Genomic DNA, 25708 nt, shown 5'->3' on the forward strand with positions numbered 1-25708 from the left:
AAGGCTTCCTTTCATTCTTCTATTTCTTTGGTTATACGATTTCTTATATCTCTACGAACTATTTCCATGCCCCACAGCCAAACAATATGGCCAAAAATTTCAGACAGGTGTTCATCAAAAGGAATTTCAGAAAGTGGTGGAACTTCTGCAATTAAAGGCATTATAATAACATGGGCAAAAAGATAAACAAAAAATCCAAAAACTGCACCTTGCCACATAGTAATACGGTGCCATTTTTCCGCTATCATACAATAAGCCACTCCAAAAATAATAGAAAAACCGACATGTACTATAAAAATTGACAAAGGCATTTGCATACCTGAAAACATATAAGTCCAATCAGTAGGTAAGCCTAGTTGTTCTAGAAAAATTTTAGGTGGAGTAACACGTTCTAAAGCATCTGCTGGCCAAAAAACATTGGGATTTCTTGGAGGAAAAGGTACTTCCCAACCCCATTTAACAATAGCTCCGAAAATACCCGCTAATATACCTATAAAAAAGGCTAAAGTATAGCGCTTTTGAAAGTATTTTTTCATAATAACTCCTTTATGTTTTATACAAAATAAAATTTGAATTTATAATATTTTTATTTAAAACATATTGAAAATAGGAGTATAAAAATCTTATTTAAATTTTAAAATATTCTCTTAAACTTTCGCAAATTTCAAAAAAATTCACCCCATCTATGGTAGGATTTTCTTTAAAAAACTCATGCATTCCTAAAAAACCACTTTCAAGTTCTTTAGACTTTACACCATAACTTATACTAAGTCCTGCTTCTATATAAGCAGCAATTTTATCGCAGTATTTAAGCGCCTTACCATCTATAGCACCAAATTCATTTTCATTAAAAGAGCTTAAACTTCCGCTGCAAAGCTCGATTTTAGCATTTTTATAAGTGCGATTTTCAAACTCATTTTTTACAAAATTTGACTCACCGTTTCTACCTTCTCTAATGCCTAAAATATAAGAAAACTCAGCCCTTAAACCCTCAGGTACAAAGGGTAAAATTCTTTCATTAATAAGTTTCATTTCATAATCATTTATGATATCATGAAGTCCATCAATGCCGTATTTTACAGGGCTGATAATATCACGTGTTAAAGACTCTGGCAAATCATGAAACAAAGCACAATAAAAATTATTCTCAAGTCTTTTATCGCAAGCCTTGATTTTTAGTGAGTAAAAATATCCTAAAATCGCCACCACAAGCATATGTCCTAAAACCGCGGTTTCTGGTATGCGTGGAGTTTGAGCCCAACGTTTTTGAAAGCGAAGTCTTCCGCTAAGATCAATAATTTTGGCTATTTTTTGATTTAAAGCGATTTTTCTAGCTCCTATAAGCTCATAGTAATCTTCTAATTCTTCTTCAACTTTGTTTTTAATCTCATCAATATCATTTAAAAAAGCTGAGGTTTGATAAACTATGTTAAATTCCCATCTTGTAGCAAAATATGAAGCTGCTTTTAAGATAAGTCTTTCTTTAGCATAAGCATTACCATTTAAATACGCTTCAAAACGCTTTAGAAATTCCCCATCTTCTATATCTTCTATCATAGGTTCGATTTTGCTTAAAACCCAAGCATTAACTTCAGCTTTTTTTTGACGCACGATTTCATGATACACATCAGGGCGTATATCAGTTACCACAACACGACTTAAAAACTCAAAAATTCCCCCTTCTATAATCACTCTCATATCCACATCTTTTTCCATTTTAGCGATAAAATATGCGATGATGAATTTATGAGCTTGTTTGTCAAGTTCAACCAAATTTGCCATTCTTGGATAATCATTCCAACGACTGATAGAAGCGGCTTTAAAAATGTGTTCTATGAGTTTTATGTTTATCATGCTTTTGCCTTTTTGCAATTTAAATTTAAAAATTTTCGTTAAAATTGTGAAATTATAGCAAATTTAAGGATAAAAATGAGTAAAAAAGCACTTTGTATCATAAGTGGCGGTATGGATAGTACTTTGTGTGCTTATCTGGCCAAAAAAGAAGGTTATGAAATTATCGCTTTGCATTTTGACTATGAACAACGCACTCAAGAAAAAGAAAAAGAATGTTTTAAGCAAATTTGCAAGGCTTTAAAAGTAGAAAAATCTTATATTTTAGATGTGAGTTTTATCAAAGATATAGGGGGCAATGCCTTAACCGATAAAAGTATAGACATCCCTAAAAATGAGCTTTGTACAAGCGATACTCCACCTATCACTTATGTGCCTTTTCGCAATGGAATTTTCTTAAGTATAGCAGGATCTTTGGCTGAAAAGGAAAATTGTGAGAGTGTTTTTATAGGGGTGGTAGAAGAAGATGGCAGTGGTTATCCTGACTGTACTGATGAGTTTATACAAAAGGCACAAGAATTTATCAATGAAGGTACGAGTAAGAATTTCAAAGTTTGTATAAAAACTCCGCTTGTTAGACTAAACAAAGCTAAAATTGTAGAACTAGCCTTAAAAGAAAATGTACCTTTAGAACTTACCTGGTCTTGTTATGAGAGTGAAGATGAAGCTTGTGGGGAGTGCGATAGTTGTTTGCTTCGTTTAAGAGGTTTTGAAAAAGCAGGATTTAAAGATAAGATTAAATATAAGTCCTAGTTTTCACTAGGACTTAAAGCTTAGTTTAAAGTATAAAGCTTGTTTGCTCCATCTTGATAAGAAAGAATATTGATTTTTCCATCTTTAAAGAAAATGCTTCTAGCATTAGTGATAGAGCTTGGGAAAGCGATAGTTTTCACTACTTCTTCTTTGACTGGATCAATTACGGCAATCACATTGTGATTTTTGCTAAGTGCATAAATTTCCCCATCTTTAAAAGTCATAGAAGTTACATAAAGATCGCCTAAAGTTTTACCTTCTTTAAGATTTGCTTTTGGAGTAAATTCTCCTGAAAGAACACGATCTTTTAAAGAAACTTTAGAGATTACAAAAGTTTTAGCGTCTTTGTTGTTTGGAACAGTTGCAAGATAAAGATAATTTCCATCTGTAGTCATACTTGCTACATGGTTAAATTTTGCTCTTACGGTATCAAGTCTTCCGCGACCTAAACTTTCGCCTTGACCTTTAAATTTATCATTGCCTTTTACAAAGTCAGCGTATTGTTTAGCGATATCTTCTTCACTTGCATTAGGATTTTTTGCAAATCTTAAGAAAGATTTGTTTGAGCCCATAAGAATGAATTTATCGTTCATATAAGGTATGATACCGATGATTGGATCGATAGAAGCTGAAAAATAAGGATCAAGTTCAAAACCTTCTTTAACGCTAAAATTATTATCTAAGAAAGCTACATCCCATTTAGAACTTGCTACAAATTCGTTATTGATATAATCAAGAGTATTGATGGCTTTGTCAAAATTTATGGTTTGTTCATTTGTGATTTTAAGCTCATCATTGATTTTTGCAAATGGAGCATTGTTGATATCATTATCAAATTTTATGCCAAGTTTTTCACTTGCAGGTGCAAAAGCATAATCAGGAGCTTTAACATCGCGTTTTCCTAAGAAAGAAATATTTTGCCATAAACCATTCCAACCTTCTTTACTCCAAATGATGTATTTTGGATTTAAACTAAATCTTACAGGATCGCCTTGTCCTACATAAGGAGGAACACCTGTGCTAACAAAGGCTTGGAAAACATTTGATGCTACGATGATAGCACTGATTAAAACTGCTGCAAAGCTAAATTTAGTATATTTTCTAAACTTTTCTCCATTTAGTTCAGCTTCAAAAGCATTAAATTTAGGAGCAAAAGCAAAAATCACACCTAAGAGCAATACAACAGCCCAAAATACTACTTCAGCCCAAAAATAAGTATGGATACCAAAAACTGCTAAACCAAAACCTTGATCTAAATCTCTATGAGCGTGATTACCATAGTGAGCAAAAGATTGATAAAGCCCTACTGCTGTCATGATTAAAAGAGCAGCAAGGTATTTACCTTTCATACCATAACGAACAATGAAAAGCGCCATTACACCGATAAAGATCATTGCTTCTCTTTGTCCCCAGCAAAGCGTGCAAGGACTATCGCCCAACATATAACCAAATACAAAATTTGCAATACCTACAGGCAAGAGTATAATCAAAAAGCCTGCTAAACACATTAGTGTGTAGAAATTTTTTGTTTTATTGATTTCGTTCATTTAGCCCTTCCTTACAGATTCATTATTGTTAATAGTGCGCCTGTTTTGTGGCCAACATAGAAAAAAACCATTAAAAGCCAAGCTACCATTACCAAACCAAAAGCCAAATTTTCTTTTTCTGGTTTTTTGATAATCAGTATCAAGGCGATTAAAACTAATAAAAGTTCAAGAAACTCCATAGTATCTCCTTTGAAATAAAAACTGGTAATTTTACTTGAAAAACATAAATTAAAAATAAAATTTTTATTGAAATTCCACGTTAAGTTAAATTAACGTGAAAAAAGTTACTGAAAGCTACTTAATTTTTCGGAGAGTTTAGAGGCACCATTTAGAACATTTTGAGAGATATTATTGATTTCACATGATAAATCTTTAACAGAATTTGCAAGTTCGTTAACTTTATCTATATTTGTTCCTAGGATAAGCATTTTATCTTTTACTTCCATGCTTTTATCTTTCATGGTTTGGGTTGATTCTATAGAGCTTTCCAATTTATGCATAGAATTTACAAGTTCTTGTTGTAAATCATTGGTTTTTGAAGAGGTTTCTTTCATAGAATCATGGATAAGATCCATTAAGGCTTTGTTGTCATTGATTTGTTGGACTATAGTATTAACAGTAGCATTGATGTTTAAAAGAGATTTACTTGTTTTATCAGCAAGCTGTCCAACTTCATCGGCTACAACAGCAAATCCACGCCCATGTTCGCCTGCTCTTGCAGCTTCGATAGCTGCATTTAGGGCAAGTAAATTAGTTTGATCAGCTATGTCTTTAATGGAGTTTGTGATTTCTATAATATTATCCGCACTTTGGGTTAGATTGTCCATATTGGCTACTATATTTTGTTCTTTTTCATTGTTTTCATTTATTAAATTTACAAGTTCAGATAGAGTAAGTTCTACTTTATCCATTAGTATGTGCATATCTTGCATATTTTCTATACTTTCTTGTGCTAAATTTCCCGCAAGATTGATATGATCATCTAAAACATGAGTGATTTCTTTAACTCCTTGAATTTGTTCATGTTGCGAATTAGAGCTGTTTTCAAGCATCATAGAGTTGTTTTTGAGTTTTTGTGAATTTTGATGACTTGATTTAGCATTTTCTATGGCTTCTATGATTGAGTTTTGAACGGTGGAAATAAATGAATTAATATATTGAGCGCTTTGTCCAAGCTCGCTTTTTGGATCTATGTTTAAACGAGAATGTAGATTGGCTTCTTTGCTAGCTAAATTAGCACTTAGTTTTTCTAAAGTATGAATTGGTATGATGACTTTTTTTAGTGTTAATAAAATAAAAAATACAAATAATACGATAGTAATTCCAAATACTGCCAAAGCGATATAAAATTTAAATAAATTAGATTGTTCTATAGTATTTTGGGTAAAAGTGTCAAGTTGTTTTAACTCTTTCATAAGAGAATTATTTTCATAAATAGAAGAATTATCTTGCATAATAGAAATTTGCTTTACAATCATTTTATAGTGTTTTAAAAAAAGTTGCAAATTTTCATTTTTTACATCATTTTTGATTTCTTTCATAAGATTGTTGAGTTGATTTAATGTTGTTTTTTGTAAAATACTTTCAGTTGAAAGAACGCTTAACATGGAGTTCATTGTTTTATAGTTGTTTTTATTTGTTTCATGGTTTTGTTCCAATTCTTCAAAATAATTTTTAGCTAGTTCAAATAAATAAAGTTTTGAATTTACTGCTATGGAATTTGCGGATTTAAAATAATTAAGCTGAATTAGTTTGGCATTAAAAATTTCTTCTGCTTTGCTTATGTCAATCCCAAAAGTTTTAAGTTTTGTAAAGTTTTCTTGCATTTTTTTTATCGCTTGCACACTTGGGTCATAGTTGATAAAATTAAAACTATTTTGAAAAATAGAATTGATTTTTTCATCTGAAATTTCTAGTTGCTGAACTATGTTTATCAAGTCTTTGTTATTTTTAGATGAAGAATAGTTATTAAAAATAATAGCCAATAAAACAAGAATGAAAGTCAAAACTAGTGTAGATAAGATAATAAATTTTATCAAAAATGAACTTTTTTTATTTGTCATGATATTCTCCTGTTAAGCTTTCTAAGAATGCAACTATATTGTCAACTGTTTCTTGATCTAAAAATTTTCCTAGTTGATAGTAGGCCATAAACTGAACACAAGCATCTAAAGTAGGTATAGAACCATCATGAAAATAAGGCGCGGTTTTGGCTATATTTCTAAGACTAGGAACTTTAAATACCATTTTATCAGCTTCTCTTTTTGTGATTTCATAACGCCCTAAATCTTCTTGGTTTGGGTATTCTTCAAAAATACCGATTTTTTGAAACATATTCCCACCTATATTTTGACCTTGATGACAAGAGATGCAGCCATTAGCTTTAAAATCTTCGTAACCTTTTTTAGCTTGAGTTGAAATAGCATTTTGATCCCCGCTAAGATAGCGATCAAAAGGAGAATTTGGGGTGATTAAGGTTTTTTCAAATTCAGCAACTGCAAGGGCTATGTTTTCTACCGTAACTTCTCCATAAAGTTTTTTAAAAGTTTTTACATAATTTTCATTTGAATTAACTTTTTGTAAAAGAAGTTCAGGACTTAGCCCCATTTCTTTTGGATTGAAAAAAGGTCCCATAGCTTGTTCTGTTAAATCTTTAGCTCTGCCATTCCAAAATTGCACAAAATTAAACACAGAATTAAAGGTTGTAGGAGTGTTAAAGGGTTTATCGAGTTGATTATCAACTCCTATTGAAAATTCAAGCCCATCAACACCGTGTTGATCAAGCCTATGGCAAGTATTGCATGAAACTTTTCCATCTTTAGATAAACTTTTATCCATATAAAGACTTTTTCCAAGTTTAGCTTTTTCTTTATCATAAGAGATGGAATTTGGAATAGGGGTTATCATATCTACTGCAAAGACTATATTTGCATAAGATAAACATAAAATCATTATTATTTTTTTCATGATAAATTTTTGCCTTAATTTAAGTTTTTAAAATGCCATTATAGTATAATTTTAGTAAATTATTTAATAATTGATATTTTTTATTTTATTACAAAGTTCTCCTAAATTTTCTATAACGCAACGTACTTTATCTCCTGATTTTAAAAAAGTAGGTGGATTTAACCCCATACCTACTCCACTAGGAGTTCCCATAGATATAATACTTCCAGCTTTTAAAAGCATGCCTGCACTAAGTTCTTCTAAGACATAAGCAATATCAAAAATAAACAATTGAGTGTTAGAGTTTTGGCGTAGTTCATCATTGACATAGCTTTGAAGTTGGAGTTTAGGAGGATAAGAAATTTCATCTACGCTTGTGATATAAGGTCCCATTATAGTGCTACCTTCAAGACTTTTTGCTCGGTAGAATTGTTTGTGGCGTTTTTGAAGTTCGCGAGCTGAAATTTCATTGATAATAGTATAGCCAAAGATATAATCTTTTGCATCTTTAGCTTTGATTTTATAAGCATCTTTACTTAAAATAAATGCAAGCTCACATTCATAATCAAGCTGAGAAGTTACATCTGCATGTAAAGGTATATCGCCAAAAGGTGGCGTAGCTTGATTGCAACGTTTTCCAAAATATACAGGATATTCTCTTTCTTCAAATTTTTCACCCTTAAATTTGGCAGATTCTTTGGCATGATCTAAAAAATTAATCCCAAGACATATAATATCTTGACGAGGTTCTATAATAGGGGCTAGATAATTTTCTTGTGGAATTTCATAGGCTATTTTAGAATCCAAGTCTGTAAGTTTGTGTTTAAATTTATCAAAATGGATAATAAATTCATTCATATCGTTAGTTTCAATGCCAAGATCATCAAAACTTACAATTTTTCCACTAGAATTTAGTACTCCTAGATTGGGTTTTTGACCCTGTATAAAATTAACAAATTTCATTTGGAAAATCTCGCTTTTTTATTTAATTATACTTAAAGTTTTAGCAAGAATTATTTTTTTGTTTTAAAATTTGGTAAAAAAGTGATTGATTGTAGCGTAGTGAAACATCATTTTATTTTATAGAATTGTTGAAAATTTCTTTTATGTTTATTTTTGAGTTGATATTAAAATTTTGATTTTTATATTGAAATTTCAAACGATAAGAATGCAAACACAAACGCAAGGCACCTGTAAGTTTTAAGCGTTCTTTGGGGGTTAATTTTTCATCTAAAATACTTTCGATTTGTTCTTTGCTAAGCCCATAAAGTGGATCGCCTAAAATGGTATGGTTTTTATAGTGTAAATGCACTCTTATTTGGTGTTGTCTGCCTGTTAAGGGTTTGCAGAGTAAAAGAGTAGCGTTGATTTTAGGAAAGTATTCTAAAATTTCAAACTCAGTGATAGCTTGTTTTCCTTCCTTACAAATTTGCATCCTTGTTTTTACATCATCGTAGTTTTTGGCTAAATTTATGGCTTTATCAATTATAAAATTTTCTTCTATTTTTCCGTTAGCTAGAGCAAGGTATTCTTTTTGAACCAGTTTTTTTTCAAACAAAGTTTTAAGATCAATTTGAGCTTTTTTATTTTTGGCTACAAGTATAAGTCCGCTCGTTTCTTTATCAAGTCTGTGTGCTACGCAAGCTTCTTTTCCCCAAAGATGCCAAATTTCATCACTAAGACTGTATTTACAATGTCTACCATTTGGATGACTTAAGATCCCACTTTCTTTTTCAAGTATGGCAAAGTCTTCATTTTCAAAGACAATTTCTACTCCTTTGGGATTGTTTTCATAGACTATAAGCTCTACTAAACCATTTAAAATTTCATTCTTTTCTTCTACTAAAATTCCATCACAAAAAAGTCTTTTTTTGTCTATGAGTTTTTGTGCTTCATTTATGCTAATTTTTAAATTTTCCATAAGGACTTGAAATGCCTTTTTTCCATTATTTGAGAGTTTTATTTTTATGTAAGCCATTTAATAACTTTCTTAGGATAATTTGATATAATTTCTGTTTTTTAAAATATAAAATTATAGCTAAAAAGGTTTCAAAGATGGTTGAAAGATATAGCAGAGAAATCATGGCTAAAAAATGGGACATGCAAGCAAAATACGATGCGTGGTTAAAAGTAGAATTAGCCGCTGTAAAAGCTTGGAATAAACTCGGTCTCATTAATGACACAGACTGCGAAAAAATTCTTAAAAATGCAAAATTTGATATTGCAAGAATAGACGAAATAGAAAAAACCACAAAACACGATGTTATCGCTTTTCTTACAAGTGTAAGTGAAAGTTTGGGAGAAGAGAGTCGTTTTGTGCATTATGCAATGACAAGTTCTGATTGTATAGATACGGCTGTTGCTTTACAGATAAAAGAGAGTTTGGAGCTTATTTTAGAAGATGTTTCTTTGCTTTTAGAAGTGATCAAAAAGCGTGCTTTGGAGCATAAAAATACCTTAATGGTAGGAAGAAGTCATGGAATTCATGGAGAGCCTATCACTTTTGGTTTAGTGTTAGCTATTTGGTATGATGAAATTTTGCATGCAAAAGAGCTTTTAGAACATGCAAAAGAAGTGATAAGCTATGGAAAAATCAGTGGTGCAATGGGAAATTTTGCTCATGCTCCTTTAGAATTTGAAGAAGAGGTTTGTAAAAATTTAGGTCTTAAAGCTGCCCCTGTTTCAAATCAAGTGATCCAAAGAGATCGTTATGCTCAAGTTATTTCTGCTATTGCAATTTTAGCTTCAAGTTGTGAGCAAATCGCTGTAGCGATAAGACATTTTCAAAGAACTGAAGTTTATGAGGCTGAAGAGTATTTTAGTGTAGGACAAAAAGGAAGTTCAGCTATGCCACATAAAAGAAATCCTGTTTTAAGTGAAAATATCACAGGGCTTTGTCGTGTGCTTAGATCTTTTGTAACTCCAGCTTTAGAAAATGTTGCACTTTGGCATGAAAGAGATATATCTCATTCTAGTGTTGAAAGATTTATTTTGCCTGATGCTTTTATCACGGCTGATTTTATGCTTATGCGTCTTACAAATTTGATTGATAAGCTTTTAGTTTATCCTGAAAATATGATGAAAAATTTAAATCTTACAGGCGGGCTTGTATTTTCAGGGAGGGTGCTTTTAGAGCTTCCATTTAAAGGCATTAGTCGTGAAGAAGCTTATAAAATAGTTCAAAGAAACGCTATGAAAGTTTGGGCAGATTTGCAAAATGGCAAGGCTGCTATCAATGAAAAAAATGAAAGTTTGTTTTTGTTAGCGCTTTTAAGCGATGAAGATTTAAGAAAAAGTTTGAGCGAAGAGGATGTAAGAAAATGTTTCGATTATAACTACTATACAAAAAATGTTGATGCAATTTTTAAAAGAACATTTAAATAAAAAGCAAGGAAGGCAATGAAAGTTATTAAAAGAAATGGTCGTACAGAAGAATTGGATGTTTCCAAGATCAAAAAATGCACCTCTGATGCTGTAAAAGATTTAGAGGGTGTGAATTTAAGCGAACTTGAACTCGATGCAAAGATTCAATTTCGCGATGGAATTTCAACTGAAGAAATTCAAAAAACTTTAATTAAAACTGCAGTAGATAAGATAGATATTGATTGTCCAAATTGGACCTTTGTTGCAGCTAGACTTTTTTTATTTGATTTATATAAAAAAGTTAATGGTATGAATCGCTATAATCATTTGTGTGAGTATTTTGAAAAAGGTGAAAAAGAAGGAAGAATTTTACTTGGTCTTAAAGAAAAATATGATTTAGATGATTTAAATGCTTATATTAAACCTGAACGCGATATGCAATTTACTTATCTTGGTATTAAAACTTTATATGATAGATACTTGATTAAAGATAGTAAAGGTATGCCTATAGAACTTCCTCAGCAAATGTTTATGGCCATTGCGATGTTTTTAGCGCAGAATGAATTTAATCCTCAAGAATGGGCGAAGAAATTTTACGATCTTATTTCTAAATTTGAACTCATGCTTGCAACTCCGACTTTATCTAATGCAAGAACAACACGCCATCAGCTTAGCTCTTGTTATATAGGATCAACCCCTGATAATATTGAAGGTATTTTTGATTCTTATCAAGAAATGGCTTTACTTTCTAAATTTGGTGGTGGTATAGGTTGGGATTGGTCTAAAGTGCGTGCTATGGGTGGAAGCATAGATGGGCATAAAAATGCCGCAGGAGGGATTATACCTTTCTTGAAAATTACTAATGATATTGCCGTGGCAGTAGATCAACTAGGAACCAGAAAAGGGGCTATAGCCGTTTATATAGAACCTTGGCACATGGATATAAGTGATTTTATCGATTTGCGTAAAAATTCAGGCGAAGAAAGACGCCGTGCTCATGAACTTTTCCCTGCTTTATGGATCAATGATCTTTTTATGAAAAGAGTAAGAGCTAATGATAAATGGACTCTTTTTGATCCTGCAGATACAGCGGATTTGTGTGATTTATATGGCGAGGCTTTTGAAAAACGCTATGAAGAATATGAAAAAGATGAAAGCATTACCAAAGAAATCGTAGAAGCTAAAGAGCTTTGGAAGAAAATTTTGCTAAATTATTTTGAAACAGGCTTGCCATTTTTATGCTTTAAAGATAGTGCCAACAGAGCAAATCCAAATGCTCATGTAGGAATTATTAGAAGTTCAAATTTATGTACTGAAATTTTTCAAAATACCGAGCCAAATTATTATCAAATCAAAGTAGTTTTTGAAAATGGAGATGAGCTTCATTTTGATGAAGAACAAAAAGTTGTGATCGATAGGGGATATGAAAAACCAGCCAAAAAAATCTCAACTTTAGATAGTATTGATGGTAATAAAGTTTATATAGTGGAAAAATATAAAAATGATGGAAAAACAGCCGTTTGTAATTTAGCAAGTATAAATCTTAGTAAAGTGTATACTAAAGAAGATATAGAGCGTGTTGTGCCAACGGCTATTCGTATGCTTGATAATGTGATAGATTTAAATTTTTATCCTCATAGAAAAGTAAAAGATACAAATTTAAAATCTCGCGCCATAGGTCTTGGAGTCATGGGTGAGGCACAAATGCTTGCTGAGGCTAAGATTTATTGGGGAAGCGATGAGCATTTAAATAAAATCGATGAGATTATGGAACAAATTAGCTTTGAGGCTATTAATGCGAGTTCAAATTTAGCTCTTGAAAAAGGTTCTTATGAAGATTTTGAAGGATCAAATTGGAGCAAGGGGATTTTTCCTATTGATGTAGCAAGTCCTAAGGCTAAAGCTTTAACTTTAAGAGAGGGCTTATTTGATCAAAGTGAATGCGACTGGGTTAAACTTAGAGAAAAAGTTAAAAAAGATGGTATGAGAAATGGTTATTTGATGGCCATTGCACCTACTTCTTCTATTTCTATTTTAGTGGGTACTACGCAGACTATAGAACCTGTTTACAAAAGAAAGTGGTTTGAACAAAATTTAAGTGGTATGATACCTGTTGTTGTGCCAAATTTAAGCCTTGATACTTGGCAATACTATACTCCAGCCTACGAACTTGATCAAAAAATTCTTGTAAAGGCTGCTGCTGTGCGTGGTAAATGGATCGATCAAGGGCAGAGTTTAAATATCTTTTTATCGCTTGATAAAGCAAGTGGGGGATATTTAAATGAAATTTATCAACTCGCTTGGGAGCTCGGAGTAAAATCTACTTATTATCTAAGAAGCGAAAGCCCTGATAGTGAAAAAGTCAATGTTGCAGATCGTAGCATAGAATGTGAAGGTTGCCAATAAATACTAAAACCCAATGAAAAATATTGGGTTTTAAGAGATTAAGAATTGTAAATTTCTTTATCTAGGGCTTTTAGATTTTTTGCAGTACAAAGTGCCGAAGTCATAGCTCCTGAGACATTACTTGCTGTTCTTGCCATATCTATAATAGGATCTATAGCTAAAATCAAACTTAGCATGACAAAATTATTACCAAATCCAATCCCTGCTAGCATAATAGAAGCTGCCATAGTTGCACTTCCAGGTACTCCAGCTATACCCAAGGATCCAATAACAGCTACCAAAACTATCATTAAAGCAAATGTAAAATCAATATGTGTATGTGTAGCAAAAGCTACAAAAACTGCCGCTAAAGCTGGAAAATATCCCGCACAACCATTAAGTCCTGTTGTTGTACCTATAGATGCTACAAAATTAGCTATAGCTGAATTAACTCCAAATTTATTTTGCAAAGTTGAAGTAGTCATAGGCAAAGTGCCCAAAGAAGATCTTGAGCTAAATGCAAATAACCATACAGGAAATGCTTTTTTTGCATATTTTATAGGGTTTAGCCCTTGTGAAGCAAGAAGTAAAAAATGCACCCCGAACATTATTAACATAGCTATATAAATAAGCATTATAAAAAGTCCAGCTGTTTTGATAGCTTCAAAACCATTGCTTAAAAGCACATTAGCCATCATACAAACTACAGCATAAGGCATAAATCTAATAACTGTAGCAGTCATGTTCATCATAATATTATAAAAGGTTAGGATAAAATTATGAAAACTTTTAAAGGCTTGTTCATACTCTTCTTTTTTAGAAATTTTTTTAGCACTAATTCCTATAAAAAAAGAAAAAATGACAATAGCTATAATATTTTCTTTATTAATAGCTGCAATGATGTTGCTAGGTATTAGCCCTAGTATAATATTTGAAAAAGTTTGAATTTCGCGAATTTGTTTATTTCCTTCATATATAGCAAAATTACTTCCTAAATCAAAACTATAACCTAAAAATATACCCAAGGTTGCAGCTATGGCTGTGCTAAAGAGTATCCAAAAAAGACTTATTCCAAGCAAGGAGGATATTTTGATATTTTTATCAATTTCTATAATTACTTTTATAATGCAAATGCTTACAAGAGGAACAACTAGCATTTTTATAAAAGCTACAAAAACAGAACTTACAAATGCAAACCAATGTTTTGTTTCACTATACCAAAGAATATTGCTTGCTTCTTCAGCATCTGGAAAATTTGCCAAATATTGCAAAGCAAAACCAAACCCCAAACCCATTAAAAGCGCAAATAGCATGCGAAGAGAAAAATTGATTTTTATATCCCGCATTTTTTTTAATGCGTAAAAAACAACACAAAGTATAGCAAGAGTAGCTATAGTATGAGCTTGTGAAAGCATTAGAAAATCTTGAAAAAATTGTTTATCCATAAAAAGTCCTTATAAGAAACTATAATCAAGCACAAGGTATATGAAAATATACTTGCGTAAAGCTTGATTTTATAAATGGTAGCATAACAATATTTTAAATAAGATAAAATTAGTATGATTTATTCTATATCTTTATGTAAGCAATGTTCAAATATAAATTTGTGTTCTTGTGGCAAGGCTTCAAATAAAGCATTTGCTAAATTTCTAATCTCCCAAAGAGCTGATTTTGAACTACGCAAAGAAATGAAATTCTGCAAACTTCTTGCATTAATCGTTAGTGTAAGTTCAGTTTTATAGCTTTCTGGTAAGCAGTATTTGGCTATATCTAGACTAATGCTTTTTTGTAAAATAGTGCGTAAATTTTCTAAGGCTTTAATGCTTGCGTTATCAACCTCTTCATTACCACAAAGCACAAGATAACGGCTTGCATTTTCAAAATCTCCTATTTTAAATTCAGCTTCATTGCGAAGTTCTTTTAAGGTATAACGCGTGCTTTTTACACTAGGACTAGTGTGACGGTGTCTTGCAACTTCTTGTAAGCAAGCTCTTGAAATTCCTTGTATATAAAAAGTATAGTTTAGATGTTCTAAGGTTGAAGCGTGTTTGAATTTGTTGCCCACGCGATCGATAAGTTCTTTATCTTTTTCGCCACCGCAATCGCCTTTTTCAAAGCTTTGCCAACAAGTTCTTGTTGCATGAGAACAAACAGATAATGGAGTGTGAAAAAGTAAAGTGATTTGCATGCTTATTCCTTTTTTGATAAAAATATTTTTTGTAATTCTTGCATTTTTTACTTAAAATTCTAATGAAATAAAAAGTTTTATCAAGCTATAATTAGATAAAAAAATAAGGCTTATTATCAATGAAACAAACAAAATATATTTTTGTAACAGGTGGAGTTTTAAGTTCTTTGGGTAAAGGGATAGCCGCTGCTTCTATCGCAACACTTTTAAAAAATTCAGGGCTTAAAGTGAGTATTTTAAAAGCTGATCCTTATATCAATGTTGATCCAGGCACTATGAGTCCTTTTGAGCATGGAGAGGTTTTTGTAACTGATGATGGAGCAGAAACGGATCTTGATTTGGGGCATTATGAGCGTTTTTTGGATGAGAGTTTATCTCAAGATAATAACTTCACTACAGGACGGGTTTATCAAAGTGTGATTGAAAAAGAAAGGCGTGGAGAATATCTTGGCAAAACCATTCAAGTTATCCCTCATATAGTAGGAGAAATCAAAGATCGCATTAAAAAAGCAGGAGAAGGCAAAGATATACTTATCGTTGAAATAGGCGGAACTGTTGGGGATATAGAAGGCTTGCCTTTTTTAGAAGCTATTCGTGCTTTGCGTTTGGAAGTGGGTAAAAATAATGCTATGAATATTCATCTTACTCTAGTACCTTTTATTAAGGCTGCAGGGGAATTAAAAACAAAGCCAACTCAACATAGTGTAGGCGAGTTAAGGCGCATAGGCATTAGTCCTGATATGATTATTTGTCGTAGTGAAAAAGCTCTTGATAGAGATTTAAAAGATAAAATTGCTATTTCTTGCGGGGTGGAAAAAAATTGCGTGATAGAAAGTGTTGATGCGGCTAGTATTTATCAAATTCCACTTAATTTTTTAAAGCAAGATATTTTAAGCCCTATTGCTGAAATTTTGGATTTGAAAAATTTAAAACCTAATATGGAAAATTGGGACTCTTTGGTAAAAAGAGTTATAGCTCCAAGCAATGAAGTTAAAATCGCTTTTGTAGGCAAATATGTGGATTTAAAAGAAAGTTATAAAAGCCTTACTGAAGCTATTATACACGCAGGTGCAGCCCTAGATACTAAAGTGGAGTTAAAATGGGTAGATAGTGAAAAACTTGAAAATATGGAAAGTTCTGAAGTATTTAAAGATGTGAGTGGAATTTTGGTTGCTGGGGGATTTGGATATCGTGGTGTAGAAGGTAAGATAAAAGCCATTCAATACACAAGAGAAAATAAAATTCCTTTTTTAGGAATTTGTTTAGGTATGCAGCTTGCTTTGGTGGAATTTGCTAGAAATGTATTAAAACTTAAAGATGCAAATTCAAGTGAATTTAATGAAAAATGCCAAAATCCTGTGGTTTATTTGATTGATGAATTTATGGATACAAATGGAGAAAAACAAATTCGTACTGCAAAAACTCCTTTAGGTGGAACTATGCGTTTAGGGGCTTATAAATGTGATATCAAGGAAAAATCCCTTTTGGCTAAGGTTTATAATGAAGTAAAGAGTGTAAAAGAACGCCATCGTCATCGCTATGAAGCAAATCCAAAATATAGAGCAGATTTTGAAAAACACGGTTTGATTGTAAGTGGTGAAAGCAAAGGATTGATTGAAGCAGTTGAGCTTAACTGTCATCCTTTTTTCTTGGCTGTGCAGTTTCATCCAGAATTTACATCAAGACTTGAGCATGTTAATCCTGTGATTTGCAGTTTTATCAAGGCAGCTATAAACTATGAAGATAATTAATAAAAATGAAATTAAAAAAATTTTGGCTTCACGCTTTGAAAAAGATTTGCATACCAAACTTTGTGATCTGCCTTTGCCATGCTGTTTAAAGGATGCATATAAAGCAGCTAATCGCATCAAAGAAGCTGTAGAAAAAAATGAGAAAGTCGCCATAGTAGGAGATTATGATGTTGATGGAATCATTTCTTGTGTTATTATGGCAGAATTTTTCGATGATATAGGTTTTGATTATATTATAAGAATTCCAAATCGTTTTAAAGATGGATATGGATTAAATGCTGAGATCATCAACGAACTTGATGTAAATTTAATAATAACAGTAGATAATGGAATAGCTGCTCTTGAAGCAGCCAAACTCTGTAAAGAAAAAAATATAGATTTGATTATCACTGATCATCATATGCCTCAAGATGTTTTACCTGATGCTTTTGCCATTATCAATCCAAAGCAAAAAGATTGTGATTTTCCAGAAATTGAAATTTGTGGAGCTCAAGTCGCATGGTATTTGATAGCGGCTTTAAAAGAGGTGTGCAAGCTTAAATATGACATGTGTAAATTTTTAGAACTTTTGGCGATTGCAATTGTTGCAGATATGATGGAACTTAGAGATTTAAATCGTGCTTTAGTAAGGCGTGGCATAGATCATATTAACAAATCTAAAAGGGCTGCTTTTAGGGCTATTAAGCATTATTATCAAAAGGATAAATTTGCTCTTGATAATATAGGATTTTTAATTGCTCCGCTTATAAATAGTGCTGGAAGAATGGATGATGCAAGTATTTCTTATGAATTTTTACACACTAAAGATTTTAATAAAGCTTTAGAATATCTAGAGCAAATTGTTAGTTTTAATGAAAGTCGTAAAGATGAAGAAAAACAGCTTTTTGAAGATAGTTTAAATCAAATCGATGAAAACGATTCTTGTATTGTGGTATCGGGTTTAAATTGGCATGAAGGTGTTTTAGGGATTGTGGCAAGTCGTTTAGCTAAACATTTTAATAAACCTGCTTTTGTATTTTCTCAAAATGAAGAACACTTAAAAGGCAGCGCAAGAAGTGTTGGCAAGATTGATATTTTAGCTTTAATTTCTAAGACAAATTCTATATTAAGCAATTATGGTGGTCATAAAGGTGCTGCTGGAATCAGTTTAAACTCTGAAAATTTTGAACAATTTAAAAATAAAATCAAAAAAGAATGTTCGCAAATTTCTGAAAGTGAATTTTTGGATACAGATGAAATTTTAGGAATCTTAGAACCTAGCGAAATTGATTTTGAAATGCTTGAAATTTTAGAATCTTTTGAACCTTTTGGACATAAAAATCCACGACCTTTTTTTGTTTTAGAAAATCTTTGTGTAAAAAATAAAAAACTTCTAGGTAAAGATGAAAAACACTTAAAGCTTGTTTTAACTAAGGAAAATAAAACCATAGAAGCTTTATTTTTTAATTTTGATAAAGAGCCAGAATTGAATCAAAATATTTCTTTGCTTGGAAGTATTTCTAAGAATGAATTTAGGGGAATGGTAACTCCACAGTTTGTTGTTAAAGAGATTTTATAAAAATTTTTACTTATAATTTGCATTAATAACATTAAAAAATTAATATACAAGAGATTAAAAAATTATTTATATGTTGTCTTTTTATAGGAGTATGTATGAAAAAAGCTAAATCAAGGATTGCTATTTTAGGAACAGGCGGAACGATAGCAGGCTTCATTGATAGCACTATTGCTACAACAGGATATACGGCCGGAGCCATTGATATAGATGTATTAATTAAAGCAGTTCCGCAAATTAGAGATTTAGCAGATATTAGTTGGGAGCAAATAGCAAATATTGATAGTTCAAATATGTGTGATGAAATTTGGTTAAGGCTTGCTAAAAAAATTGCTAAGCTTTTTGCTGAGGGGATAGACGGTGTGGTGATAACTCATGGTACTGATACTATGGAAGAAACTGCTTATTTTTTAAATTTAACCATTAAAAGTGATAAGCCCGTAGTTCTAGTTGGCGCTATGCGTCCATCAACTGCTATAAGTGCGGATGGTCCGAAAAATCTTTATAATGCAGTGGCATTAGTTGCCAATAAAGAAGCTAAGAATAAGGGTGTTATGGTAGCTATAAATGATAAAATTTTAAGCGCTAGAGGCGTAGTAAAAACTCATAGTTTAAATGTTGATGCTTTCTCTTCTCCTGATTTTGGGGATTTGGGTTATATAGTAGATGGTAAAGTCTTTTTCTATAATAATGTTACTAAAGCTCACACAAAAAACGCTCCTTTTGATGTAAGCAAACTCACAAGTTTGCCAAAAGTAGATATTCTTTATAGCTATTCAAATGATGGTAGTGGTGTCGCTGCAAAAGCTTTATTTGAACATGGAACTAAGGGCATAGTTGTTGCAGGAAGTGGAGCAGGAAGTATACACAAAAATCAAAAAGATGTTTTAAAAGAGCTTTTAAAAAAAGGGCTTAAGGTTGTTGTAAGTTCAAGGGTTGTAGCAGGTTGTGTTGCTGTGAGTGATTCAGATGAAAAATTAGGTTTTATTAGTGCTGAAGATTTAAATCCTCAAAAAGCAAGAGTTTTGCTTATATTAGCACTTACAAAAACAAGTGATCCTAAAAAAATTCAAGAGTATTTTTTAAAATATTAAAATTTTTTAAATATTTCTAAACTTAGGGAACTTATCTTCCCTAAGTCAAGCCTTTCAATCCTATTAATAGTATATTATATCTTGTATTTTTTATTATCATTTAACCCGCCCCCCCCCATTTTTAAACCCACCAAATACTTATATAAATCTTACACAAATATTTATACTATTTAATCCTTTGTTTAATCCCCTTTTAAGTTTAATTGGTTATACTTTCATTTCCTTTTTTGAAAAAAGGACTTAAAATCTTTTAAATTATAAAGTTTCACTAGCTTAGTAGATTTTATAAATTAACTCTTTTGGTTTTTGTCTTATAAACTAAAAGCTTTTTTATAAATCTTGTTTTTTAATTTAAAAACTTTTCTTTTAAAAATGATTTTTTGTTTTGTTCTTTTAAATTAGTATTGTTATTCAAATCTTATTAGTCAATCTTTGAAATCTAAATAAGTGATCGATTGAGCCAGAACAGATTTAGGCATAAGCAATTATGTAAAATCTATTCAATCTAATAATTAAAAAGATTAAAAACTTTTCTTTTAATCTTTCATAACTTTTTCTTTGAAGAAAAAGATTAAACTATCTATAATTTTTTATGGAGAGTTTGATCCTGGCTCAGAGTGAACGCTGGCGGCGTGCCTAATACATGCAAGTCGAACGATGAAGCTTTTAGCTTGCTAGAAGTGGATTAGTGGCGCACGGGTGAGTAAGGTATAGTTAATCTGCCCTACACAAGAGGACAACAGTTGGAAACGACTGCTAATACTCTATACTCCTGCTTAACACAAGTTGAGTAGGGAAAGTTTTTCGGTGTAGGATGAGACTATATAGTATCAGCTAGTTGGTAAGGTAATGGCTTACCAAGGCTATGACGCTTAACTGGTCTGAGAGGATGATCAGTCACACTGGAACTGAGACACGGTCCAGACTCCTACGGGAGGCAGCAGTAGGGAATATTGCGCAATGGGGGAAACCCTGACGCAGCAACGCCGCGTGGAGGATGACACTTTTCGGAGCGTAAACTCCTTTTCTTAGGGAAGAATTCTGACGGTACCTAAGGAATAAGCACCGGCTAACTCCGTGCCAGCAGCCGCGGTAATACGGAGGGTGCAAGCGTTACTCGGAATCACTGGGCGTAAAGGGCGCGTAGGCGGATTATCAAGTCTCTTGTGAAATCTAATGGCTTAACCATTAAACTGCTTGGGAAACTGATAGTCTAGAGTGAGGGAGAGGCAGATGGAATTGGTGGTGTAGGGGTAAAATCCGTAGATATCACCAAGAATACCCATTGCGAAGGCGATCTGCTGGAACTCAACTGACGCTAAGGCGCGAAAGCGTGGGGAGCAAACAGGATTAGATACCCTGGTAGTCCACGCCCTAAACGATGTACACTAGTTGTTGGGGTGCTAGTCATCTCAGTAATGCAGCTAACGCATTAAGTGTACCGCCTGGGGAGTACGGTCGCAAGATTAAAACTCAAAGGAATAGACGGGGACCCGCACAAGCGGTGGAGCATGTGGTTTAATTCGAAGATACGCGAAGAACCTTACCTGGGCTTGATATCCTAAGAACCTTTTAGAGATAAGAGGGTGCTAGCTTGCTAGAACTTAGAGACAGGTGCTGCACGGCTGTCGTCAGCTCGTGTCGTGAGATGTTGGGTTAAGTCCCGCAACGAGCGCAACCCACGTATTTAGTTGCTAACGGTTCGGCCGAGCACTCTAAATAGACTGCCTTCGTAAGGAGGAGGAAGGTGTGGACGACGTCAAGTCATCATGGCCCTTATGCCCAGGGCGACACACGTGCTACAATGGCATATACAATGAGACGCAATACCGCGAGGTGGAGCAAATCTATAAAATATGTCCCAGTTCGGATTGTTCTCTGCAACTCGAGAGCATGAAGCCGGAATCGCTAGTAATCGTAGATCAGCCATGCTACGGTGAATACGTTCCCGGGTCTTGTACTCACCGCCCGTCACACCATGGGAGTTGATTTCACTCGAAGCCGGAATACTAAACTAGTTACCGTCCACAGTGGAATCAGCGACTGGGGTGAAGTCGTAACAAGGTAACCGTAGGAGAACCTGCGGTTGGATCACCTCCTTTCTAGAGTACAAAGTAATAAGTCTCACAACTATTACTTCAATATATAAACTCAATTGATTCTTGTTTAGATTTCAAAGATTGATGATAAAGCTAATTGTTTATGGGGAATTAGCTCAGCTGGGAGAGCGCCTGCTTTGCACGCAGGAGGTCAGCGGTTCGATCCCGCTATTCTCCACCATTTATTAAGGGCCTATAGCTCAGCTGGTTAGAGTGCACCCCTGATAAGGGTGAGGTCACAAGTTCAAGTCTTGTTAGGCCCACCATAAAAAAGATTTGAATAAAGAAGCTTTAAAATCTAAAGCAAGTATATAAAATAGATTAAATATAAAATATAAACTCTATACTTAGATTTATTTTTTATCTTTAACTATAAAAGAATATACTTTAATAGATATAAGTAGCATATACATTTATATTTATAATGATTATGTTAATATATATACTTCCTTTAGGTTTTAAACCTAAATGTTCTTTTTAATTATCATTGTTAAGAGTCACAAGCAAGTTTTAATAAAAACAATTTTACAGGACTTGTTAAAGGATAAAACCTATTTATCTTTTCTTTAGTTTAACTTAACTTTTAGCTGTCTTTATTTCTATGAATAAAGAGAATATTGGATTTAAGGATTATAAATTAAAGACAAGTTTCAAACTCACAGCTTAGTTGAGACTAAATCATTTAGTTTTATATTAAGTGTTTGAATGCTTTCCGTCTTAAGATAAAGAAGTCTTATCATAAAAACTTTAACAAGGAAGTGATGCGTTTTAGAATCAATAATAAAAGGTAAAAAAAGGTAAGCTACTAAGAGCGAATGGTGGATGCCTTGACTGGTAAAGGCGATGAAGGACGTACTAGACTGCGATAAGCTACGGGGAGCTGTCAAGAAGCTTTGATCCGTAGATTTCCGAATGGGGCAACCCAATGTATAGAGATATACATTACCTATATAGGAGCGAACGAGGGGAATTGAAACATCTTAGTACCCTCAGGAAAAGAAATCAATAGAGATTGCGTCAGTAGCGGCGAGCGAAAGCGCAAGAGGGCAAACCCAGTGCTTGCACTGGGGGTTGTAGGACTGCAATGTGCAAGAGGTAAGTTTAGCAGAACATTCTGGAAAGTATAACCATAGAGGGTGATAGTCCCGTATGCGAAAAACAAACCTTAGCTAGCAGTATCCTGAGTAGGGCGGGACACGAGGAATCCTGTCTGAATCCGGGTCGACCACGATCCAACCCTAAATACTAATACCAGATCGATAGTGCACAAGTACCGTGAGGGAAAGGTGAAAAGAACTGAGGTGATCAGAGTGAAATAGAACCTGAAACCATTTGCTTACAATCATTCAGAGCCCTATGTAGCAATACAGGGTGATGGACTGCCTTTTGCATAATGAGCCTGCGAGTTGTGGTGTCTGGCAAGGTTAAGCAAACGCGAAGCCGTAGCGAAAGCGAGTCTGAATAGGGCGCTTAGTCAGATGCTGCAGACCCGAAACGAAGTGATCTATCCATGAGCAAGTTGAAGCTAGTGTAAGAACTAGTGGAGGACTGAACCCATAGGCGTTGAAAAGCCCCGGGATGACTTGTGGATAGGGGTGAAAGGCCAATCAAACTTCGTGATAGCTGGTTCTCTCCGAAATATATTTAGGTATAGCGTTGTGTCGTAATATAAGGGGGTAGAGCACTGAATGGGCTAGGGCATACACCAATGTACCAAACCCTATCAAACTCCGAATACCTTATATGTAATCACAGCAGTCAGGCGGCGAGTGATAAAATCCGTCGTCAAGAGGGAAACAACCCAGACTACCAGCTAAGGTCCCTAAGTCTTACTTAAGTGGAAAACGATGTGAAGTTACTTAAACAACCAGGAGGTTGGCTTAGAAGCAGCCATCCTTTAAAGAAAGCGTAATAGCTCACTGGTCTAGTGATTTTGCGCGGAAAATATAACGGGGCTAAAGTAAGTACCGAAGCTGTAGACTTAGTTTACTAAGTGGTAGGAGAGCGTTCTATTTGCGTCGAAGGTATACCGGTAAGGAGTGCTGGAGCGAATAGAAGTGAGCATGCAGGCATGAGTAGCGATAATTAATGTGAGAATCATTAACGCCGTAAACCCAAGGTTTCCTACGCGATGCTCGTCATCGTAGGGTTAGTCGGGTCCTAAGTCGAGTCCGAAAGGGGTAGACGATGGCAAATTGGTTAATATTCCAATACCAACATTAGTGTGCGATGGAAGGACGCTTAGGGCTAAGGGGGCTAGCGGATGGAAGTGCTAGTCTAAGGTCGTAGGAGGTTATACAGGCAAATCCGTATAACAATACTCCGAGAACTGAAAGGCTTTTTGAAGTCTTCGGATGGATAGAAGAACCCCTGATGCCGTCGAGCCAAGAAAAGTTTCTAAGTTTAGCTAATGTTGCCCGTACCGTAAACCGACACAGGTGGGTGGGATGAGTATTCTAAGGCGCGTGGAAGAACTCTCTTTAAGGAACTCTGCAAAATAGCACCGTATCTTCGGTATAAGGTGTGGTTAGCTTTGTATTAGGATTTACTCCGAAAGCAAGGAAACTTACAACAAAGAGTCCCTCCCGACTGTTTACCAAAAACACAGCACTCTGCTAACTCGTAAGAGGATGTATAGGGTGTGACGCCTGCCCGGTGCTCGAAGGTTAATTGATGGGGTTAGCATTAGCGAAGCTCTTGATCGAAGCCCGAGTAAACGGCGGCCGTAACTATAACGGTCCTAAGGTAGCGAAATTCCTTGTCGGTTAAATACCGACCTGCATGAATGGCGTAACGAGATGGGAGCTGTCTCAAAGAGGGATCCAGTGAAATTGTAGTGGAGGTGAAAATTCCTCCTACCCGCGGCAAGACGGAAAGACCCCGTGGACCTTTACTACAGCTTGACACTGCTACTTGGATAAGAATGTGCAGGATAGGTGGGAGGCTTTGAGTATATGACGCCAGTTGTATATGAGCCATTGTTGAGATACCACTCTTTCTTATTTGGGTAGCTAACCAGCTTGAGTTATCCTCAAGTGGGACAATGTCTGGTGGGTAGTTTGACTGGGGCGGTCGCCTCCCAAATAATAACGGAGGCTTACAAAGGTTGGCTCAGAACGGTTGGAAATCGTTCGTAGAGTATAAAGGTATAAGCCAGCTTAACTGCAAGACATACAAGTCAAGCAGAGACGAAAGTCGGTCTTAGTGATCCGGTGGTTCTGTGTGGAAGGGCCATCGCTCAAAGGATAAAAGGTACCCCGGGGATAACAGGCTGATCTCCCCCAAGAGCTCACATCGACGGGGAGGTTTGGCACCTCGATGTCGGCTCATCGCATCCTGGGGCTGGAGCAGGTCCCAAGGGTATGGCTGTTCGCCATTTAAAGCGGTACGCGAGCTGGGTTCAGAACGTCGTGAGACAGTTCGGTCCCTATCTGCCGTGGGCGTAAGAAGATTGAAGAGATTTGACCCTAGTACGAGAGGACCGGGTTGAACAAACCACTGGTGTAGCTGTTGTTCTGCCAAGAGCATCGCAGCGTAGCTAAGTTTGGAAAGGATAAACGCTGAAAGCATCTAAGCGTGAAGCCAACTCTAAGATGAATCTTCTCTAAGCTCTCTAGAAGACTACTAGTTTGATAGGCTGGGTGTGTAATGGATGAAAGTCCTTTAGCTGACCAGTACTAATAGAGCGTTTGGCTTATCTTTAATAAAGCATCACTTCCTTGTTAAGGTTTTTAAGAAGACTTTGAATATAGATAATATTTAGAGTTTAATAGAAATCTTTCAAGTAGAGTTTGTATTAGAACTTGCTCTTAACATTGTTTTTTAAGTATTCTATATAAAAACTTATCAAAGATAAAAGATAAGAAAAGAAGAAAGAGAATAAAGAAAAAAGTAAAGGAATAAAAGATTAAGTTTTATTCTTAAATTCAATCTTTCAAAGAATATTTAAATAACAATGTCCGTGATTATACAGATGTGGAAACGCCTTGCTCCATCCCGAACCAAGAAGCTAAGCACATCGTGGGTGATGATACTACGCCTTACTGGCAGGGGGAAAGTAGCTCATTGCGGACTTGTTAATTCTACTTAACTCGCTTATAAAATTAATAATCAGTTTTTTAGTTTGTAATTAAAAATTTATTTACATGTAAAATTGTATAAAATTTAGAAAGTGAT

The 25708-nt window shown here is 34.2% G+C and carries 16 protein-coding genes, 2 tRNA genes and 3 rRNA genes; 11 read left to right on the forward strand and 10 right to left on the reverse strand.

What is annotated here, in order from left to right:
- Positions 1–11: 11 nt before the first annotated feature.
- Together FBF20_RS00065 and FBF20_RS00070 are read right to left on the reverse strand one after the other, a co-directional pair.
- Complete coding sequence (locus FBF20_RS00065) at positions 12–536, reverse strand: YagU family protein (protein WP_002853079.1); 525 nt, start codon at positions 534–536, stop codon at positions 12–14.
- A gap of 91 nt (positions 537–627) precedes the next feature.
- Positions 628–1854 carry an HD domain-containing protein gene (locus FBF20_RS00070; RefSeq protein WP_002853125.1) on the reverse strand — a complete coding sequence of 409 codons (1227 nt, stop codon included), beginning with the start codon at positions 1852–1854 and terminating at the stop codon, positions 628–630.
- 75 nt (positions 1855–1929) lie between these two features.
- On the opposite strand from FBF20_RS00070, the gene queC reads away from it, so the two are divergent.
- Positions 1930–2604: a 7-cyano-7-deazaguanine synthase QueC gene (queC, locus tag FBF20_RS00075; RefSeq protein WP_002858807.1), complete on the forward strand. Its 675-nt coding sequence runs from the start codon at positions 1930–1932 to the stop codon at positions 2602–2604.
- A 20-nt stretch (positions 2605–2624) separates the two neighbouring features.
- On the opposite strand, the gene dsbI is transcribed toward queC, so the two are convergent.
- The 6 genes from dsbI to FBF20_RS00105 form a co-directional block, all read right to left on the reverse strand.
- Positions 2625–4151 carry a disulfide bond formation protein DsbI gene (dsbI, locus tag FBF20_RS00080; protein ID WP_002876005.1) on the reverse strand — a complete coding sequence of 509 codons (1527 nt, stop codon included), beginning with the start codon at positions 4149–4151 and terminating at the stop codon, positions 2625–2627.
- Between the two features lie 11 nt (positions 4152–4162).
- Complete coding sequence (gene dba / locus FBF20_RS00085) at positions 4163–4330, reverse strand: disulfide bond formation protein Dba (protein ID WP_002779270.1); 168 nt, start codon at positions 4328–4330, stop codon at positions 4163–4165.
- A gap of 105 nt (positions 4331–4435) precedes the next feature.
- Positions 4436–6214 carry a methyl-accepting chemotaxis protein gene (locus FBF20_RS00090; protein ID WP_002876003.1) on the reverse strand — a complete coding sequence of 593 codons (1779 nt, stop codon included), beginning with the start codon at positions 6212–6214 and terminating at the stop codon, positions 4436–4438.
- Positions 6204–7118 carry a cytochrome-c peroxidase gene (locus tag FBF20_RS00095; RefSeq protein ID WP_002853120.1) on the reverse strand — a complete coding sequence of 305 codons (915 nt, stop codon included), beginning with the start codon at positions 7116–7118 and terminating at the stop codon, positions 6204–6206. Before FBF20_RS00095 ends, FBF20_RS00090 begins: the two co-directional genes overlap by 11 nt.
- Before the next feature lie 63 nt (positions 7119–7181).
- Positions 7182–8060, reverse strand: coding sequence for a fumarylacetoacetate hydrolase family protein (locus tag FBF20_RS00100; RefSeq protein ID WP_002857697.1), 879 nt, complete (start codon positions 8058–8060; stop codon positions 7182–7184).
- 112 nt (positions 8061–8172) lie between these two features.
- Positions 8173–9075: an RluA family pseudouridine synthase gene (locus FBF20_RS00105; protein WP_002867497.1), complete on the reverse strand. Its 903-nt coding sequence runs from the start codon at positions 9073–9075 to the stop codon at positions 8173–8175.
- A 77-nt stretch (positions 9076–9152) separates the two neighbouring features.
- Between FBF20_RS00105 and purB the strand changes: the two genes are divergently transcribed.
- Entirely contained in the window at positions 9153–10481 is a 1329-nt protein-coding gene (purB, locus tag FBF20_RS00110) for an adenylosuccinate lyase (protein WP_002858787.1), read from the forward strand.
- Between the two features lie 15 nt (positions 10482–10496).
- Positions 10497–12866: a ribonucleoside-diphosphate reductase subunit alpha gene (locus FBF20_RS00115; RefSeq protein WP_002876001.1), complete on the forward strand. Its 2370-nt coding sequence runs from the start codon at positions 10497–10499 to the stop codon at positions 12864–12866.
- A gap of 38 nt (positions 12867–12904) precedes the next feature.
- Here FBF20_RS00115 and FBF20_RS00120 read toward each other — a convergent pair whose 3' ends face one another.
- Together FBF20_RS00120 and thyX are read right to left on the reverse strand one after the other, a co-directional pair.
- Positions 12905–14290, reverse strand: a complete 1386-nt coding sequence (locus FBF20_RS00120) for a cation:dicarboxylase symporter family transporter (RefSeq protein WP_002864071.1) — start codon at positions 14288–14290, stop codon at positions 12905–12907.
- A gap of 119 nt (positions 14291–14409) precedes the next feature.
- Positions 14410–15033: an FAD-dependent thymidylate synthase gene (gene thyX / locus FBF20_RS00125; RefSeq protein ID WP_002853111.1), complete on the reverse strand. Its 624-nt coding sequence runs from the start codon at positions 15031–15033 to the stop codon at positions 14410–14412.
- A 119-nt stretch (positions 15034–15152) separates the two neighbouring features.
- Here thyX and FBF20_RS00130 point away from each other — a divergent pair, with 119 nt between their 5' ends.
- From FBF20_RS00130 to rrf, 8 genes are all read left to right on the forward strand, one after another.
- The gene (locus FBF20_RS00130) at positions 15153–16784 is read left to right on the forward strand and encodes a CTP synthase (RefSeq protein ID WP_002864070.1); all 1632 of its coding nucleotides are present in this window, start codon (positions 15153–15155) and stop codon (positions 16782–16784) included.
- Entirely contained in the window at positions 16771–18342 is a 1572-nt protein-coding gene (gene recJ, locus FBF20_RS00135; RefSeq protein WP_002855578.1) for a single-stranded-DNA-specific exonuclease RecJ, read from the forward strand. Before FBF20_RS00130 ends, recJ begins: the two co-directional genes overlap by 14 nt.
- A gap of 83 nt (positions 18343–18425) precedes the next feature.
- Complete coding sequence (locus tag FBF20_RS00140; protein WP_255005614.1) at positions 18426–19433, forward strand: type II asparaginase; 1008 nt, start codon at positions 18426–18428, stop codon at positions 19431–19433.
- A gap of 589 nt (positions 19434–20022) precedes the next feature.
- Positions 20023–21535 (forward strand): 16S ribosomal RNA (locus tag FBF20_RS00145).
- 102 nt (positions 21536–21637) lie between these two features.
- Positions 21638–21713: transfer RNA gene (locus FBF20_RS00150), tRNA-Ala, on the forward strand.
- Positions 21714–21721: 8 nt separating this feature from the next.
- Positions 21722–21798, forward strand: a tRNA-Ile gene (locus FBF20_RS00155).
- 529 nt (positions 21799–22327) lie between these two features.
- Positions 22328–25234: ribosomal RNA gene (locus FBF20_RS00160) — 23S ribosomal RNA — on the forward strand.
- A 255-nt stretch (positions 25235–25489) separates the two neighbouring features.
- Positions 25490–25606, forward strand: a 5S ribosomal RNA gene (gene rrf / locus FBF20_RS00165).
- The 16S, 23S and 5S rRNA genes sit together here with 2 tRNA genes alongside, the layout of an rRNA operon.
- The last annotated feature ends 102 nt before the right edge of the window (positions 25607–25708 follow it).

This window comes from Campylobacter sp. CFSAN093259, assembly GCF_012889985.1.
Lineage (GTDB): Bacteria > Campylobacterota > Campylobacteria > Campylobacterales > Campylobacteraceae > Campylobacter_D > Campylobacter_D jejuni.